This window comes from Oceanibaculum nanhaiense (genome assembly GCF_002148795.1).
Taxonomy (GTDB): domain Bacteria; phylum Pseudomonadota; class Alphaproteobacteria; order Oceanibaculales; family Oceanibaculaceae; genus Oceanibaculum; species Oceanibaculum nanhaiense.
In genome coordinates, this window is record NZ_MPOB01000003.1 from 35,598 (window position 1) to 50,511 (window position 14,914).

Annotated in this window: 13 protein-coding genes; 7 read left to right on the plus strand and 6 right to left on the minus strand. The window is 64.8% G+C overall.

What is annotated here, in order from left to right:
- Nucleotides 1-75: 75 nt before the first annotated feature.
- Genes pgmG through galU form a run of 3 tightly spaced genes read right to left on the minus strand, consistent with a single transcriptional unit; the run spans nucleotide 76 to nucleotide 3,750 of the window.
- Nucleotides 76-1,476, minus strand: coding sequence for a phosphoglucomutase/phosphomannomutase PgmG (gene pgmG / locus BKM74_RS05445; protein ID WP_086464692.1), 1,401 nt, complete (start codon nucleotides 1,474-1,476; stop codon nucleotides 76-78).
- A 22-nt stretch (nucleotides 1,477-1,498) separates the two neighbouring features.
- Nucleotides 1,499-2,821 carry a UDP-glucose dehydrogenase family protein gene (locus BKM74_RS05450; RefSeq protein WP_086464693.1) on the minus strand — a complete coding sequence of 441 codons (1,323 nt, stop codon included), beginning with the start codon at nucleotides 2,819-2,821 and terminating at the stop codon, nucleotides 1,499-1,501.
- Between the two features lie 50 nt (nucleotides 2,822-2,871).
- A complete protein-coding gene (galU, locus tag BKM74_RS05455; RefSeq protein WP_086464694.1) occupies nucleotides 2,872-3,750 on the minus strand; it encodes a UTP--glucose-1-phosphate uridylyltransferase GalU in 879 nt (292 codons plus the stop codon).
- Between the two features lie 492 nt (nucleotides 3,751-4,242).
- On the opposite strand from galU, the gene purE reads away from it, so the two are divergent.
- Together purE and BKM74_RS05465 are read left to right on the plus strand one after the other, a co-directional pair.
- Nucleotides 4,243-4,707 carry a 5-(carboxyamino)imidazole ribonucleotide mutase gene (gene purE / locus BKM74_RS05460; protein WP_176342437.1) on the plus strand — a complete coding sequence of 155 codons (465 nt, stop codon included), beginning with the start codon at nucleotides 4,243-4,245 and terminating at the stop codon, nucleotides 4,705-4,707.
- 4 nt (nucleotides 4,708-4,711) lie between these two features.
- Entirely contained in the window at nucleotides 4,712-5,791 is a 1,080-nt protein-coding gene (locus tag BKM74_RS05465; RefSeq protein ID WP_086464696.1) for a 5-(carboxyamino)imidazole ribonucleotide synthase, read from the plus strand.
- Nucleotides 5,792-5,797: 6 nt separating this feature from the next.
- Here BKM74_RS05465 and gor read toward each other — a convergent pair whose 3' ends face one another.
- Together gor and tcuA are read right to left on the minus strand one after the other, a co-directional pair.
- Nucleotides 5,798-7,210, minus strand: a complete 1,413-nt coding sequence (gene gor, locus BKM74_RS05470) for a glutathione-disulfide reductase (protein ID WP_086464697.1) — start codon at nucleotides 7,208-7,210, stop codon at nucleotides 5,798-5,800.
- Between the two features lie 110 nt (nucleotides 7,211-7,320).
- Nucleotides 7,321-8,811, minus strand: a complete 1,491-nt coding sequence (gene tcuA / locus BKM74_RS05475; protein ID WP_086464698.1) for an FAD-dependent tricarballylate dehydrogenase TcuA — start codon at nucleotides 8,809-8,811, stop codon at nucleotides 7,321-7,323.
- Between the two features lie 203 nt (nucleotides 8,812-9,014).
- Here tcuA and BKM74_RS05480 point away from each other — a divergent pair, with 203 nt between their 5' ends.
- Nucleotides 9,015-9,680, plus strand: coding sequence for a GntR family transcriptional regulator (locus tag BKM74_RS05480; RefSeq protein WP_086464699.1), 666 nt, complete (start codon nucleotides 9,015-9,017; stop codon nucleotides 9,678-9,680).
- Between the two features lie 66 nt (nucleotides 9,681-9,746).
- Here the strand turns inward: BKM74_RS05480 and BKM74_RS05485 are convergent, their stop codons facing one another.
- Complete coding sequence (locus tag BKM74_RS05485; protein WP_086464700.1) at nucleotides 9,747-11,438, minus strand: methyl-accepting chemotaxis protein; 1,692 nt, start codon at nucleotides 11,436-11,438, stop codon at nucleotides 9,747-9,749.
- A 143-nt stretch (nucleotides 11,439-11,581) separates the two neighbouring features.
- Between BKM74_RS05485 and BKM74_RS05490 the strand changes: the two genes are divergently transcribed.
- The 4 genes from BKM74_RS05490 to BKM74_RS05505 all read left to right on the plus strand — a co-directional run bounded on the left by BKM74_RS05490 (nucleotide 11,582) and on the right by BKM74_RS05505 (nucleotide 14,914).
- Complete coding sequence (locus BKM74_RS05490; protein ID WP_086464701.1) at nucleotides 11,582-12,307, plus strand: FadR/GntR family transcriptional regulator; 726 nt, start codon at nucleotides 11,582-11,584, stop codon at nucleotides 12,305-12,307.
- A gap of 2 nt (nucleotides 12,308-12,309) precedes the next feature.
- Nucleotides 12,310-13,206 carry an amidohydrolase family protein gene (locus tag BKM74_RS05495; protein WP_086464702.1) on the plus strand — a complete coding sequence of 299 codons (897 nt, stop codon included), beginning with the start codon at nucleotides 12,310-12,312 and terminating at the stop codon, nucleotides 13,204-13,206.
- An 82-nt stretch (nucleotides 13,207-13,288) separates the two neighbouring features.
- Nucleotides 13,289-14,284, plus strand: a complete 996-nt coding sequence (locus BKM74_RS05500) for a TRAP transporter substrate-binding protein (RefSeq protein ID WP_086464703.1) — start codon at nucleotides 13,289-13,291, stop codon at nucleotides 14,282-14,284.
- Between the two features lie 93 nt (nucleotides 14,285-14,377).
- Complete coding sequence (locus tag BKM74_RS05505) at nucleotides 14,378-14,914, plus strand: TRAP transporter small permease (protein ID WP_086464704.1); 537 nt, start codon at nucleotides 14,378-14,380, stop codon at nucleotides 14,912-14,914.

The following is a 14,914-nucleotide window of genomic DNA, read 5'->3' on the forward strand; positions in this document are numbered from 1 at the left end:
AACAGAGAAATGTTAATAAAGTGTCAGTCTAATATAAGAAGTAAGCAGAACAGACAAGTGAACGGAACAGCACGGCTAGAAGCTGGGCGGCTCCATCCCGACGGCGCGCAACGCATCGCCCAGCGCCTGCTTCAGCCGGGCCAGGCCGGCCTCATCCTTCGCTTCGCAGCGGGCCACCAGAACATCCTGGGTGTTGGAGGCACGCAGCAGCCACCAGCCATCCGCCGTCTTCACCCGCACGCCATCGACATCGTTAACCTCGACGCCGGACTGCCCCTTCAGCCATTCCTTGACCTCACCCGCGACCTTGAACTTGCGCTCCTCGGCGCAGGGGAAGCGCAGCTCAGGCGTGTTCATCATTTCCGGCAGCGTATCGCGCATCTCGGCCAGGCTCTGGTCGCCGTTCGACAGAATCTCGATCAGCCGGATCGCCGCGTAGAGCGCGTCATCGAAGCCGTAATAATGATCGGCATAGAAGATATGGCCGCTCATTTCGCCGGCGAGCGGCGCCTTCACCTCCTTCATCTTGGTCTTGATGAGGGAATGGCCGGTGCGCCACATCAGCGGCACGCCGCCGGCCCTGGCAATCTCGTCATAGAGCGACTGGCTGGCCTTCACATCGGCGATGATCGTCGCCCCCGGCCGTTCGGCAAGCACGGCGCGCGCCAGCACGATCATCAGCTGGTCACCCCACAGGATGCGGCCCTGCCCGTCGATCACGCCAATCCGGTCGCCATCGCCATCCAGCGCGATGCCGAGGTCGGCCTTGTGCTCGGCCACCGCCTCCATCAGCTGTTCCAGATTTTCCGGCACGGTCGGGTCGGGGTGATGGTTCGGGAAGGTGCCATCCACCTCGACATTCAGCAGCACATGGCTGGAGGGCAGACGCATGCAGATTTCGTTCACCAGCGGGCCGCCAGCGCCATTGCCGCTGTCCCAGACGATCTTCAGCTGCTTGCCTTCGCGATAGTCGCGCATCATCCGGTCGGCATATTCCTGCACGATGTCATGCCGGCTGACCGCGCCCGTGCCGCTCTCGAAATCGCCGCTGGCCGCCAGGGCGCCCAGGCGCTGGATATCGTCACCGAAGAACGGATCGTGCCCCAGCATCATCTTGAAACCGTTATAGTCCGGGGGGTTGTGCGACCCGGTCAGCATGATGCCGCCATCGGTATGCAGGTGATAGACGGAGAAATACAGCATCGGCGTCGGCCCCATGCCGATCCGCCGGACATCGACGCCGCTGGCCGACAGCCCTTCGACCAGGGCTGCTTCCAGCATCGGCGAGCTGAGCCGCCCGTCATAGCCGACCGCGACCGACTTGCCGCCCTTGCGCCGCACCAGCGTGCCGAAGGCGCGGCCGATGGCGCGCGCATCCTCCGCGGAGAGCGTCTTGCCGACGATGCCGCGAATATCGTACTCGCGCAGGATGGTGGGATCGAAATTGTGCCCGGTCGTGTCAGCCGTATCGGTCATGAAGGCGTGCCTTCCTTTTTCTTTATTCTTCGGGTTCGGGCGTGGGGCGCCCGACGCAAGTATAGCGGAAACCGGCCTCGACCATATCCTTCGGCTCATAGATATTGCGCAGGTCGATCATGACCGGCCGGGCGAGGACCTGCTGCATTCGTTCAACGGAGAGGCCGCGGAACTCGTTCCATTCGGTCAGCACCACCGCCGCGTCGGCACCTTCCATCGCCTCATAGGCGCCTTCGCACCAGCTAACGCCCTCGATATGGCGCGCAGCCTCCTCCATGCCGACCGGATCATAGGCCCGCACTGTCGCGCCGGCCGCCATCAGCGCCGGCAGGATGACCAGGCTGGGCGCGTCGCGCATATCGTCGGTGTTCGGCTTGAAGGTCACGCCCAGCACGGCGATGGTCTTGCCGGCGACCGAGCCGCCCATGAACGCCACGATCTTCTCGGCCATGCGATGCTTGCGGCGGTCATTGATATCCACAACCGTCTCGACAATACGCAAGGGGCTGCCGGCCTCCTGCGCGGTGCGCACCAGCGCCATCGTGTCCTTGGGAAAGCAGGAACCGCCATAGCCCGGCCCCGGATGCAGGAATTTGCGCCCGATGCGGCCGTCGAGGCCGATGCCCTTGGCGACATCATGCACGTCCGCGCCCAGCTTCTCGCACAGATCGGCAATCTCGTTGATGAAGGTGATCTTGGTGGCGAGGAAGGTATTGGCCGCGTATTTGATCATCTCGCTGGTTTCCAGCGAGGTCATCACGATGGGCGTCTCGATCAGGAACAGCGGCCGGTAGAGATCGCGCATAATCTCCTGCGCCCGCGAGCTCTCGGCGCCGATGACCACGCGGTCAGGCCGCATGAAATCGCCGATGGCGGCCCCTTCGCGCAGAAATTCCGGGTTGGAGGCAACGTCGAAATCGGCATCCGGCCGTGTCTCCCGGATAATCCGCTCGACCTCGCGCCCGGTGCCGACCGGCACAGTGGATTTGGTGACCACCACCGTGTAGCCGTCCAGCGCCTCGGCGATTTCCTTCGCGGCGGCATAGACATAGCTGAGATCGGCATGGCCATCGCCGCGCCGGCTGGGCGTGCCGACGGCGATGAACACGGCGTCCGCTGCCGCCACCGCCGACCGGACATCGATGCCGAAGCTGAGCCGCCCGGCCTTCACATTGCCGGCCACCAGCGCCTCCAGCCCCGGCTCGTAGATCGGCATCTCGCCCTGCAGCAGCCGGTCGATCTTGGCCTTGTCCTTATCGACGCAGGTGACGTCGAACCCGAACTCCGCAAAACAGGCTCCCGAGACCAGGCCGACATAGCCTGTGCCGATTATCGCGACGCGCATGCCGTTCTCTCCTGGCCGTTCTCTCTCATGGCCTTTTGGGCCAACCGGGGTTAGCGGTAATTCTTCAATATCTCGCGCAGGTCGCCGGCCATGTCCTCGCGCTCCAGCGCGAAGGCGACATTCGCCTCCAGGAAGCCGATCTTGGAACCGCAATCGAAACGCCTGCCATCGAAGCGCAGCCCATGGAACGGGTGCGTGCCGATCATGTCCGCCATCGCGTCGGTCAGCTGGATTTCACCGCCGGCGCCCTTCTGCCCCTTCGCCAGATGCTTGAAGACATCGGGCTGCAGGATATAGCGGCCGATAACCGCCAGGGTGGACGGTGCCTTGTCCGGTTCCGGCTTCTCGACCAGCCCCTTTACCTCGACCAGACGGCCATCGGCGCTGGTTGTGCCCGGCGAGACCACGCCATAGCTCTTGGTCTGCTCCTTCGGCACATCCATGACCGCCAGCATGTTGCCGCCGGTCTCGTGATAGGCCTCCACCATCTGTGCGAGGCAGGATTCCTCGGACAGGATCAGATCGTCCGCCAGCAGCACGGCGACCGGCTCATCATCGTCGATCATGTTGCGCGCGCACCAGACGGCATGGCCAAGCCCCATCGGGTCCTGCTGGCGCAGATAGGCGACCTGACCGGGCCGCATCAGCATCTCGTCCAGCAGCTTCAGCTCCTTCTCCTTGCCACGCTCGCGCAACGTGTCTTCCAGCTCGTAGGAATGGTCGAAATGATCCTCGATGGCGCTTTTGCCGCGCCCGGTCACGAAGATGAATTCCTCGATGCCGGCTGCGCGCGCCTCGTCCACCGCATACTGGATCAGCGGGCGGTCCACGACGGGCAGCATTTCCTTCGGCAGCGCCTTCGTCGCCGGCAGAAAGCGCGTTCCCAGGCCACCGACCGGGAAGATCGCCTTGCGCACGGGTTTTGCCATTGGATACTCCTAATGTTGCGGTACGGGCTTGTTGCAGTGCAAACGGACGGGACGGCCGGGCGTTCCGAAGAATAAGGTATGAAGATACCTTGACCTGGAAGCTCTCTGGACTTCCCTACCTGCGCTGGCATGCCCGAAATAGGCTCTCTAAAGTGCGATCGTTTTAAAGGCGATCCCGACAGGAACGCCTTTAAAACGTGAATCGCCCTCAACCCTTTTGATTAGAGGCGGATTCACGTTTCAGAGTGAATCAGCAGACTGATTCACTCTGAAACGATCCGGCTCTATGTGCCACAGACAGGGGGCATGAAGCAACCGCCGCCCCGGAACCGGAACTCTTCGCACCTGCGCACTTGCCAGCCTCTTGGCACCCCCTATAATGCCGCGCTTTCCCGTTTCGCGGCCCCTGAAAGGCCCGTGCGAACCCAAGGTGGACAAGGGAGCCTGCAGGGCGTGACGAAAGCGAGCGACAAGCCGGTGGTCGGCATCATCATGGGCAGCCAGTCCGACTGGCCGACCATGCGCCATGCCTCGGAGATTCTGGAGCGGCTGGGCGTGGCCCATGAATGCCGCATCGTCTCCGCCCACCGCACGCCCAAACGCCTGGTGGAGTATGCCGAGACAGCGCGGGCACGCGGGCTGAAGGCGGTGATCGCCGGTGCCGGCGGCGCCGCGCATCTGCCCGGCATGGTAGCGTCGATGACGCCGCTGCCGGTGTTCGGCGTTCCCATCGAGAGCAAGGCGCTGTCCGGCATGGACAGCCTTCTCTCCATCGTGCAGATGCCGGGCGGCGTCCCGGTCGGCACCCTGGCCATCGGCAAGGCGGGCGCCATCAACGCCGCACTGATCGCGGCCTCCGTCATTGCCCATCTGGACCCGAAGGTGGCCGAAGCGCTGGACGCCTTCCGCGCCGAACAGACCGACAAGGTCGCCGAGATTCCCAGCGACGAAGCGTAGAAGCATGGCAGGCAAGGACATTATCGCCCCCGGCGCCACCATCGGCATGCTGGGCGGCGGGCAGTTGGGACGGATGGCGGCGCTGGCCGCCGCCAATCTGGGCTACAAGGTGCATGTGCTGACACCTGAGCGCGACAGCCCGGCCGCGCAGGTCTGCGCCACCACCACCATTGCCGACTATACCGACAGGGCTGCGCTGGAGGCCTTCGCGACATCCGTCGATGTGGTGACCTACGAGTTCGAGAATGTGCCGGTCGAGGCTGCCGAATTGCTGGCGGAAAAGGTGCCGGTGCGGCCCGGCGCAGAGGCGTTGCGCGTGGCGCAGGACCGGCTGCGCGAAAAGGAATTCGCGGCCAATCTCGGCATTGGCACCGCCCCCTTCCGCGCCGTTGGCGCCGCCGATGAGCTGGCCTCTGCCCTTGCCGCCATCGGCACGCCCGCCGTGCTAAAGACGCGGCGCATGGGCTATGACGGCAAGGGCCAGACCAAGATTCTGCCGGATACCGCCCCGGATGACTCCTGGGCGGCCATCGGCGGCCAGCCGGCGATCCTGGAAGGCTTCGTCAGCTTTAGCATGGAAATCTCGGTCATCGTGGCGCGCGGGCTCGACGGCCAGACCCTATGCTATCCACCGGTCGAGAACCGCCATGTGAACCACATCCTCGACACCACCATCGTCCCCGCGCCGATCCCGCCGGCCCTCGCCGCCGAGGCAGAGGAAATCGCCCGCAAGATGGCCGAAGCGCTGGATCTGGTCGGGCTGCTGGCGGTCGAACTCTTCGTAACCGGGGATGGCCGCGTTCTGATGAACGAGATTGCCCCGCGCCCGCACAATTCCGGCCACTGGACGATGGATGCCTGTGTCACCAGCCAGTTCGAGCAGCAGATACGCGCGGTGTGCGGCCTGCCTCTCGGCTCGGTCGAGCGCTATGGCGATGCCGAGATGAAGAACCTGATCGGCGACCAGGCGAACGGCTGGCTGGAGATTCTGCGCGATCCCGCCGCCCGCTTGCATCTCTACGGCAAGGCGGAGGCCCGCCCCGGCCGCAAGATGGGCCATGTGAACCGGATCGTGCGGAAGTAGGGTCCCCTACTCCGCTGCCTTCGCCGCGTCCTCCGGGTCGGGGCGCTTCTCGCGCATGGTGACGAACTCCTCCGCCGCCGTCGGGTGGATGCCGATGGTGGCATCGAAATCGGCCTTGGTGGCGCCCGCCTTCACGGCGATGGCAATACCCTGCACGATCTCCGGCGCGTCGGCGCCGACCATATGGCAGCCGACCACGCGGCCGCTGCCGGCATCGACCACCAGCTTCATCAAGGCACGCTCGTCGCGGCCCGACAGCGTGTGCTTCATCGGCTTGAAGCGCGAGACATAGACATCGACCTTGCCGTAGGTCAGGCGCGCCTGTTCCTCGCTCAGCCCGACCGTGGAGATCGGCGGCTGGCTGAACACGGCGGCCGGCACGTTGGTGTGATCCACCTTGCGCGGCGTACCGCCGAACACCGTATCGGCGAAGGCGTGCCCCTCGGCGATGGCGACCGGGGTCAGTGCGATGCGATCGGTCACATCGCCAACGGCGTAGATATTCTCCACCGTGGTGCGGGAGAATTCGTCCACCGCGATGGCGCCCGCCTTGTTCAGATGGACGCCGACTTCCTCCAGCCCGATGCCCTTGGTGTTGGGCGCGCGGCCGGTGGCGTACATCACCGCGTCGCAGACGATGGTCTCGCCCGAGTCGGTCAGCAGGCTGAGCTCGTCTTCCGTCTTCTCGATGCTGCGGATATTGGTGTTCGGCACCAGCTTGACACCCTGTTTGGTCAGTTCCTCGGTCAGGGCGACGCGCACATCCTCGTCGAAGCCGCGCAGCGGCAGGTCGCGGCGGATGACCAGGCTGACCTCGGATCCAAGCCCGTTGAAGATACCGGCGAACTCGACCGCGATATAGCCGCCGCCAACGATGACGATGCGGCGCGGCAATTCCATCATCTCCAGCGCCTCATTGGAGGTGATGGCATGCTCGATGCCCGGGATTTCCGGGAATTCCGGCCAGCCGCCGGTGGCGATCAGGATCGTGCCGGCGGTATAGCGCTTGCCAGCCACCTCCACCGTATGCGCGTCGATCAGCTTTCCGCGCCCGTCGATCAGTTCCACCCCGGCATCCTTCAGCAGGCGCAGATAGATGCCGTTCAGCCGGTCGATCTCGGTGTTCTTCCGCTCGATCAGACGCTTCCAGTCATGCGCCATCTCGCCCACATCCCAGCCGAAGCCAGCGGCATCCTCGAAATCGCCATGGAAGTGCGAGGCATAGACCAGCAGCTTCTTCGGCACGCAGCCCCGGATGACACAGGTGCCGCCGACCCGGTAATCCTCGCAGATTGCCACCCGCGCGCCGTGCCGGGCGGAAATCCGGCTGGCGCGCACGCCCCCGGAGCCGGCCCCGATGACAAAGAGGTCGTAGTCGTACTGGGCCTTGCTATCCTGGGCCTTGCTATCCTGGGCCATGATCGTCCTTTCCAGCTGCCGCGCGCCGTTGCTGCGGGTTTTGTCCCATATAGGATCGGGTCAGCGCAACGGCCAGGGAAGATCGAGGGGGACTGTTATGCCCCAGCCGCCTACGCCGCCGTCTGGGCTGCCTTCACGGCGGAGGCGCCGGCGATCTTGCCGAACACCGCGCCGGAGGTGAGGCCGGTGCCGCCCGGATAGTTGAAATAGAACAGCCCGCCCACCAGTTCGCCCGCTGCGAACAGACCGGGGATCGGCGTGCCCTCCATATCCAGCACGGCCGCCTCCTGGCTGACACGCAGCCCGCCGAAGGTGAAGGTGATGCCGCAGGTCACCGCATAGGCCTCGTAGGGCGGCGCGTCGATGGTGTTGGCCCAGTTCGATTTCTTCACCGCCAGCCCCTCGGTGCTGCGCCCGTCCTTCACATTCGGGTTGAACGGGGTGTCCTGCCGGACCGCCGCGTTATAGGCCTCGATCTCCGCCAGCGCCGCCTCGGCATTCACATCGTCCAGCTTGGCAGTCAGCTCCTCCAGCGTGTCCGCCGTCACCTTGGTGACCTGGCGGATGCGGTATTCGTCGCGCAGCAGGTGGGTCACCTTGGAATCGAAGATCTGCCAGGCGAACTGGCCCGGCTGCTCCAGAATCACGCGGCCATATTTCGCATAGGTGTAGTTGCGGAAGTCCGCGCCTTCATCGACGAAGCGGCGGCCGGTCGCGTTCACCATGATGCCGAACGGGTAGCTGTGCTTCTGAAAGCCGTCGCCGACCGCGAGGTCGCCGAACTCCGGGGCGTTACGCTCCCACCCCACGGCGTGGCAGCCCGACCAGTTGCCATAGGGCTGCGCGCCAATCTCCAGCGCCATGCGGATGCCGTCGCCCATGTTGAAGCGGCTGCCGCGCACCTTGGCCAGATCCCAGCCTGGACCGAGATAGCGGGTGCGCCATTCCGAATTGGCCTCGAACCCGCCCGATGCGATCACCACCGCCTTGGCGGCAACGGCGACGGTCTTGCCGCCGCGCTTCACCTTCACCCCATGCACGCCGTCATCGTCGTGGATCAGCGACACCGCGCGGCTTTCGTACCAGATATCGATGCCGCGCTTCCCGGCGGACTCGGTCAGCGCCTCGACCAGGCCGGGGCCGCCGCCCCAGGCCTCGACCGTCAACCCGCCCCAGAATTTGAACTTGCCATCCACCTTGAAGGCCTGCCGGCCATAGATCGGCACGAAGCGCACGCCCTTGGAGCGCATCCACAGCAGCGTTTCGAAGCTGCGCCGTACCAGCAATTCGGCCAGGTCCGGATTGGTGCGGTACTGCGTGACCCGGCCCATATCGTCGAAGAACTGGTCCTCGGTATAGGTGCCGAAATCTGTGTTCGCCTTCTCCTCCTCGGTGAGGTCGGGCATCAGCTTCGAGAGGTCCTCGACGCCATTATAGGCGACGCGCATGGCGCCCGCCGTGAAGCTGCTGTTGCCGCCGGCCTCGTCTTTCGGCGCCGCCTCCAGCACCAGCACCCTGGCGCCGTTCTCCTGCGCCGACAGGGCCGCGCAGAAGGCCGCGTTACCGCCGCCGATAACCACAACATCATACTCGCCCGACATGGTAGCTCCGTTCCTGGATGTTCCTTGATGAGGGTGGCACCCTCTTTGTATGCAAAAGTATACTGACCAAAGTGGGCGGCTCAAGCCTTCGATACGCCCATCCATACGCAGGGCAAACATTCGTATGCAACTGTCGACAAGGCGATTGCCGGTTGGCAGAATACGTCCCTGCCTGCCACCAACGATAGAATGAAAGCGCCCCGATGCGCCTGCTCCAGGCCGACGATTTCCGCAATGCCTCCCGTGCCGAGCTGGTCTATCGCGCGCTGCGCGCGGCGATTCGCGATGGCGAGATGGCAGCAGGCGAAAGACTGCGCGAGACCGACATCGCCGAGAAGCTGGGCGTCAGCCGCACCCCGGTGCGCGAAGCGCTGCAGCGGCTGACCGCGGAAGGGCTGCTGTCGGTCAGCCCCGGCCGGGGCGTCATCGTCACCGAGTTCGACAAGCAGCAGGTGCTGGAACTCTATGCGCTGCGCGAGGTGCTGGAGGGAGCGGCGGCGGCCTTCGCGGCGGAGCGGGCAAGCGAGGCCGATATCGAGACGCTGCGCCACCTGATGGAGGAGGAAGCCATCGGCAGCGACGAGGGCCGCAGCCTCGCGGCCACCAACCGCGCCTTCCATGCCGCCCTCTGCGAGGCGGCGCACAACCGCTATCTGACCGGCGCGATCAGTGCTTTGGCCGATTCCATCGACCTGCTGCGCGGCACCACCCTGGCCGCCCCTGGCCGCCGGCGTGGCGCCGAAGCCGAGCACCGCGCCATCGTGGACGCGGTCGAGCGCCGCGACCCGGCAACCGCCGAGCGCCTTGCCCGCGACCATATCCGCGAGGCACGGCGGCTTCGGCTGCGCATGCTCCCGCCGCAGCGCTGAGCAAAAAAAGGGCGGCCCGAAGGCCGCCCTGGAGTTTCAGGAGGAAAAGTTTCAGGAGGAAAAAGTTCAGCCGGCGCGGAGCGACTTCAGGAAGTCCCCGACCTTGGCCTGCAGGGTCTGCGAATTGCTGGACAGATCATTGGCCGCTTCCAGCAGCTTCTCCGAGACGGCGCCGGCCTGATTGGCCGCATCGCTGACCTGACCGATATTGCCGGAAATCTGCTGCGTGCCGGCCGAGACCTGCTGCACATTGCGCACGATTTCCTGCGTCGCCGCCGATTGCTCTTCGATGGCGGCACTGATCGCCGTCGCCGATTCCGATACCGAGCCGATGATCTCGCGGATATGGCTCATCTCGCCGGCCGCCCCGCCAACAGCGGTTCGGATACCGTCGATATGGCTCTTGATCTCTTCCGTCGCCTTGGCGGTCTGACTGGCCAGGTTCTTCACTTCCGACGCCACAACCGCGAACCCCTTGCCCATCTCGCCGGCACGCGCCGCCTCGATGGTGGCATTAAGCGCCAGCAGGTTGGTCTGCGCCGCGATGTCGGCGATCAAATTCAGCACATTGCCGATTTCCTCGGCAGCGCTGACCAGCCCCTGAATGGTGCTGGACGAGCGATCCGCCGCGGTCACCGCCTGCTGGCTGACGTCGCGGGCATTACCGGTCTGCCGGCCGATCTCCTGGATCGAAACGGTCAGCTCCTCGGCGGCGGCGGCGACCGTCTGCACATTATTGGCGGCATCCTGCGTGGCGCTCGTGGCCTGATTCGCCTGGTCGCGGGTGACCGACGAGACGCTGGCCATTTCCGTGGCCCCCTGACGCACATCCTGGGAGGCGCTGGAGACCTGCACCACGACGCTCTCGATGGTCGTCTGGAACTGGTCGGCAATGCGGCGCAGATCGTCCTGGCGCGCCTGCGCGGCGGCCAGCTTCATGGCTTCCTGCTCGTTGCGCAGTTTCTCGGTCTCTGCGGCAGCGGCGCGCAACACCTCCAGCGAGCGGCCGATCCGGCCAATCTCGTCACGACGGCCCTGATCCGGCACTTCCCGCGACAGATCGCCAGCCGCCATGGCCTCCATCACGCCGGACACACCACGCATCGATGTGCTCACATCGCGGGAGATTACCACGGCGATGCCGATACCGATCAGCACCAGCACGCCCATCAGGGCGCCGACACGCAGCGCCTTCTCCAGGAAGGCGGCATCCAGATCGTCGGTATAGACGCCGGTGCCGACCATGATGTTCCAGCCCGGCACAAGCATGCCCCAGCTGATCTTGTTGATCGGCTCGGCATCCTTCACCTTCGGCCAGAGATAATCGAACCGTCCGCCCTCGGGCCCGGATTCGGCAGCGCGGCGCATTTCGCGCAACACGAAGGTGCCGTTGGAATCCTGCAGGCCCCACAAATTCTTGCCCTGCATGTCGGCGCGGATATGGGCAAAATTGTCGCCTTCCAGCGTCCAGGCGAACAGATACTCAACCTTTTCATAGACCATGGAGCTGGTGGTAACGCGCCAGCTCTCCTTCGCCTGCTGCTCGGTCAGCTCGCCAGCGGCAACGCGCTTCTGCAGTGCCAGCGCCACATTTACGCTGGCCTCGGTCAGCGCCTTCACCTTGGCCAGCCGCTCGGCCAGCATCGCGCCATGCATGTTGGACAGGGTCAGGCCAACACCGAGCGCCATGGTCAGCACCAGCACCCCGATAATCACACCCAGCTTTGCGGAAATGGACAGGTTTTTGAAAAGCGACACCGTGAATCCCCCGGAATCGATTGAGATGCCTTAGCCATACCGCACACATATAAAAAAAGTATTAAGTACCCCAAAAATGGGCGCTAACAGGTTGATGAGAGAGCCGATTGACGTTGCTCCGGTTATCAGACAACCTGCGCGCCATGCAGAAGTTCGACACCATCGCCAAGCCGCAGCGGCTGACCGACCAGATCGCGCAGGTGCTCGCCACCCGCATCCGGGACGGGCAGTTCCTGCCTGGCGAAAGACTGCCGACGGAAAAGGATATGGCCGAGCTGTTCGGTGTCAGCCGCTCGGTCGTGCGGGAAGCCGTGTCGATGCTGAAATATGACGGTCTGGTGGAAACCCGGCAGGGCAGCGGGGTCTTCGTCAACAGCAACCCGAACACGCGCTCCTTCCGCATCGAATGCGGGCTGCTGGGCGGTCCCGCCGATCTGCGCGCCGTGTTCGAGCTGCGCGGCATCGTCGAATCGGCTGCCGCCGCGCTGGCGGCGGAGCGCCGCGCGCCCGAGGACATCGCCATCCTGCGCGGCCATCTGGAAGCGATGGCAACGGACATCGCCGCCGGGCGCGAGGGTGTGGATGCCGATACCGCCTTCCACACCGCCATCGCGCGCGCCGCCGACAATGCCTATCTGATGCGCTTCGCCGAATTCCTCGGCACCTCCCTGCGCGAGGCGATCCGCGCGGCGCGCAGCAATTCCGCCCGTTATCCGGGCACGCCTGACCAGGTGCAGGACGAACACCGCGCCGTCTTCGAGGCGGTTGCCGCCGGCGACCCGAAAGCAGCCGGCAAAGCCATGCGCCGGCACATCGAAAATGCGATGCGCCGGCTGGGTCTCGACATAGAAGAAAAGCTGGAGGAATAGGAATGAGTGCCACCATCGACGACGCCCCGCCCATCCCTGGACCGGACCGGTCCCCGCGCAAGCCAAAGCTGCTGCTGCCGCCGGGCAGCTGCGACTGCCATGCGCATGTCTTCGGCCCGATGGCGCGCTTCCCCTACTCCACCCCGCGCAGCTACACGCCGCCGGATTCGCCGCTGGCCGAGTATCTCGCCATGCATGACACGCTGGGCGTCGAGCGCGGCGTGCTGGTGCAGCCCAGCGTCTATGGCACCGACAATGACGCGATGATGGAGGCGCTGCACGCGCATCCGGACCGGCTGCGCGGCGTCGCGGTCGTGGAGCCCACCATATCCGAGGCAGAACTGAAGGCGCTGCATGAGGGTGGCGTGCGCGGCGTGCGCGTGAATGTGCTGTTCAAGGGCGGCGTGCCGATCTCCGCCGCGCGCCCTCTGGCCGAACGCATCGCGCCCTATGGCTGGCATGTGCAGTTCCTGATCGACGTGTCCAACCATCCGACACTGGATGAAGAGCTGGCTGGTTTCCCGACGCCGGTGGTGATCGACCATATGGGCCATTGTGACGTCGCCAAGACGGCGACCGATCCCGGCTTCGCAGCGCTGCTGCGGCTGCTCGATGGCGGGCGCTGCTGGGTGAAACTGTCCGGCCCCTATCGTATTACCGCACGGCCTGCCGTCCCGTTCGACGATGTGACGCAGGTCGCCCGCACGCTGGTCGCCCGGCGCCCGGACCGTATGGTCTGGGGCACCGACTGGCCGCATCCGTCGATCAAGACGGACATGCCGAACGACGGCGATCTCGTCGAGATGCTTGCCGACTGGGTGCCCGACGCGGCAACGCGCCAGCGCATCCTGGTCGATAACCCGGCGGCGCTCTATGACTTCCCGCCGCTGAACAAGTAAGCCCACCACTGAACAAACAAGAAAGCGCCGAAGCGCCCATCACTAACCCTCCACCCCAAGAATCATCGGGAGAATCGACATCATGACCATCGCACTGAAACTGAAAACCCTGTCGCTGGCCGTGGCGGTCGCCGCCCTCGGCATCGCCGCGCCGGCCTCGGCCCAGACCGTCATGAAGCTGGGCTGGACCACCTCCGACGGCGCCAAGGATCCCTATGCCATCGGCGCCCGCGCCTTCAAGGACGAGGTCGAGAAGCGCACCGGCGGCAAGATCGAGGTGCAGCTCTACCCGAACCGCCAGCTCGGCGACGAGAAGGACATGCTGGAAGGCATGCGCTTCGGCACCATCGATGCCGGCATCATCACCAACGCCGTGGTCGCCAACGTCGCCCCGGCCTTCCAGCTGAACGACCTGCCCTTCCTGTTCTCCAGCGAGGAGCAGGCGCACAAGGTGCTGGACGGCGATGTCGGCCAGCGCCTCGGCAAGGAGCTGGAATCCAAGGGGCTCTATGTGCTGGGCTTCATGGAAGGCGGTTTCCGCAACATGATCAACAACGTCCGCCCGGTCGTCGAGCCGAAGGATGTCGGCGGCGTGAAGTACCGCGTCATGCAGAACCCGGTCTATATCGACATGTTCTCCTCGCTGGGCGGCAGCGCCGTGCCGATGGCCTGGGGCGAGACCTTTACCGCCGTGCAGCAGGGCACCATCGACGGGCTGGAAATCCCGGTCGCGGTCATCAGCTCGAACAAATACAACGAAGTGACGAAGTTCCTGTCGCTGACCAACCACACCTATTCGGTGATCGAGCTGCTGGTTTCCAAGCGCAATTTCGACCGTCTGCCGGAAGACCAGCAGAAGGCCGTGCGTGAGGCAGCAAAGGCCGCGACCGCGGCGCAGCGCCAGGCCGCCTTCGCCAATGTGAAGGAGCTGCTGGCGGATCTCGAATCCAAGGGCATGCAGGTGAACAAGATCAGCGATCCGGCTGCTTTCCGCGCCTCGGTGAAACCGGTCTATGACAAGTTCCGCCGCCCGATCGGCGCCGACCTCATGGATGCCGCCCTTAAGGCAGTTCAGTAAGCGTCTGCCAAATAGCTTACCTGAAATGGCAGTTGCGAGCGTGCGGGGAAACCCGCACGCTCGTTCGCCTATTCGATCGCAGGAAAGTCTCGCATGAACACCCCTTTCCCGATTCGCCTGCTGGACGGCCCAACTCGTCTGCTGGACGGGCTGAGCAGCCTCGCCGGACGTGCCAGCGGTTATGTCTCGGTCGCCATGACGCTGATCATGCTGGCCGTGCTCGTCGCGCAGGTGGCGGCACGCTATTTCTTCAATATCGCGCTCAGCTGGAGCGAGGAGTTGTCGCTGCTGCTGTTCACCTGGGTCGTGCTGCTGATCGGCAGCCTGGGCGTGCGCGAAGGCTTTCATGTGCGCCTGACGCTGCTGCCCGACCTGCTGAAACCGGCCCAGCAACGCTGGCTGGAGCGGCTGATCCTGCTGGGCATACTGGGATTTGGCGTCATGCTGGCGCTGGGCGGTTACACCTACGTCATCGAGACAGTCGGCCAGACCTCCGCCGCCATCGCCTATCCGATCGAGGTGCTGCATCTGGCGGCGCCGGTCTGCGGCGCGCTGGTCGCCCTGCATGCGTTGGCGAAACTCGCCACCTCTTTCCTTCCCGATCCTGCCATCCCGAGCGAGGCCGGCTGA

Excerpts from the sequence above, each read along its gene's own strand:
- BKM74_RS05480 (WP_086464699.1), top strand. The coding sequence starts at position 9,015 with ATGCGCCTGCTCCAGGCCGACGATTTCCGCAATGCCTCCCGTGCCGAG.
- BKM74_RS05500 (WP_086464703.1), top strand. The coding sequence starts at position 13,289 with ATGACCATCGCACTGAAACTGAAAACCCTGTCGCTGGCCGTGGCGGTC.
- BKM74_RS05450 (WP_086464693.1), bottom strand. The coding sequence starts at position 2,821 with ATGCGCGTCGCGATAATCGGCACAGGCTATGTCGGCCTGGTCTCGGGA.
- pgmG (WP_086464692.1), bottom strand. The coding sequence starts at position 1,476 with ATGACCGATACGGCTGACACGACCGGGCACAATTTCGATCCCACCATC.
- purE (WP_176342437.1), top strand. The coding sequence starts at position 4,243 with ATGGGCAGCCAGTCCGACTGGCCGACCATGCGCCATGCCTCGGAGATT.
- tcuA (WP_086464698.1), bottom strand. The coding sequence starts at position 8,811 with ATGTCGGGCGAGTATGATGTTGTGGTTATCGGCGGCGGTAACGCGGCC.
- BKM74_RS05490 (WP_086464701.1), top strand. The coding sequence starts at position 11,582 with ATGCAGAAGTTCGACACCATCGCCAAGCCGCAGCGGCTGACCGACCAG.
- BKM74_RS05465 (WP_086464696.1), top strand. The coding sequence starts at position 4,712 with ATGGCAGGCAAGGACATTATCGCCCCCGGCGCCACCATCGGCATGCTG.
- BKM74_RS05505 (WP_086464704.1), top strand. The coding sequence starts at position 14,378 with ATGAACACCCCTTTCCCGATTCGCCTGCTGGACGGCCCAACTCGTCTG.
- gor (WP_086464697.1), bottom strand. The coding sequence starts at position 7,210 with ATGGCCCAGGATAGCAAGGCCCAGGATAGCAAGGCCCAGTACGACTAC.
- galU (WP_086464694.1), bottom strand. The coding sequence starts at position 3,750 with ATGGCAAAACCCGTGCGCAAGGCGATCTTCCCGGTCGGTGGCCTGGGA.
- BKM74_RS05495 (WP_086464702.1), top strand. The coding sequence starts at position 12,310 with ATGAGTGCCACCATCGACGACGCCCCGCCCATCCCTGGACCGGACCGG.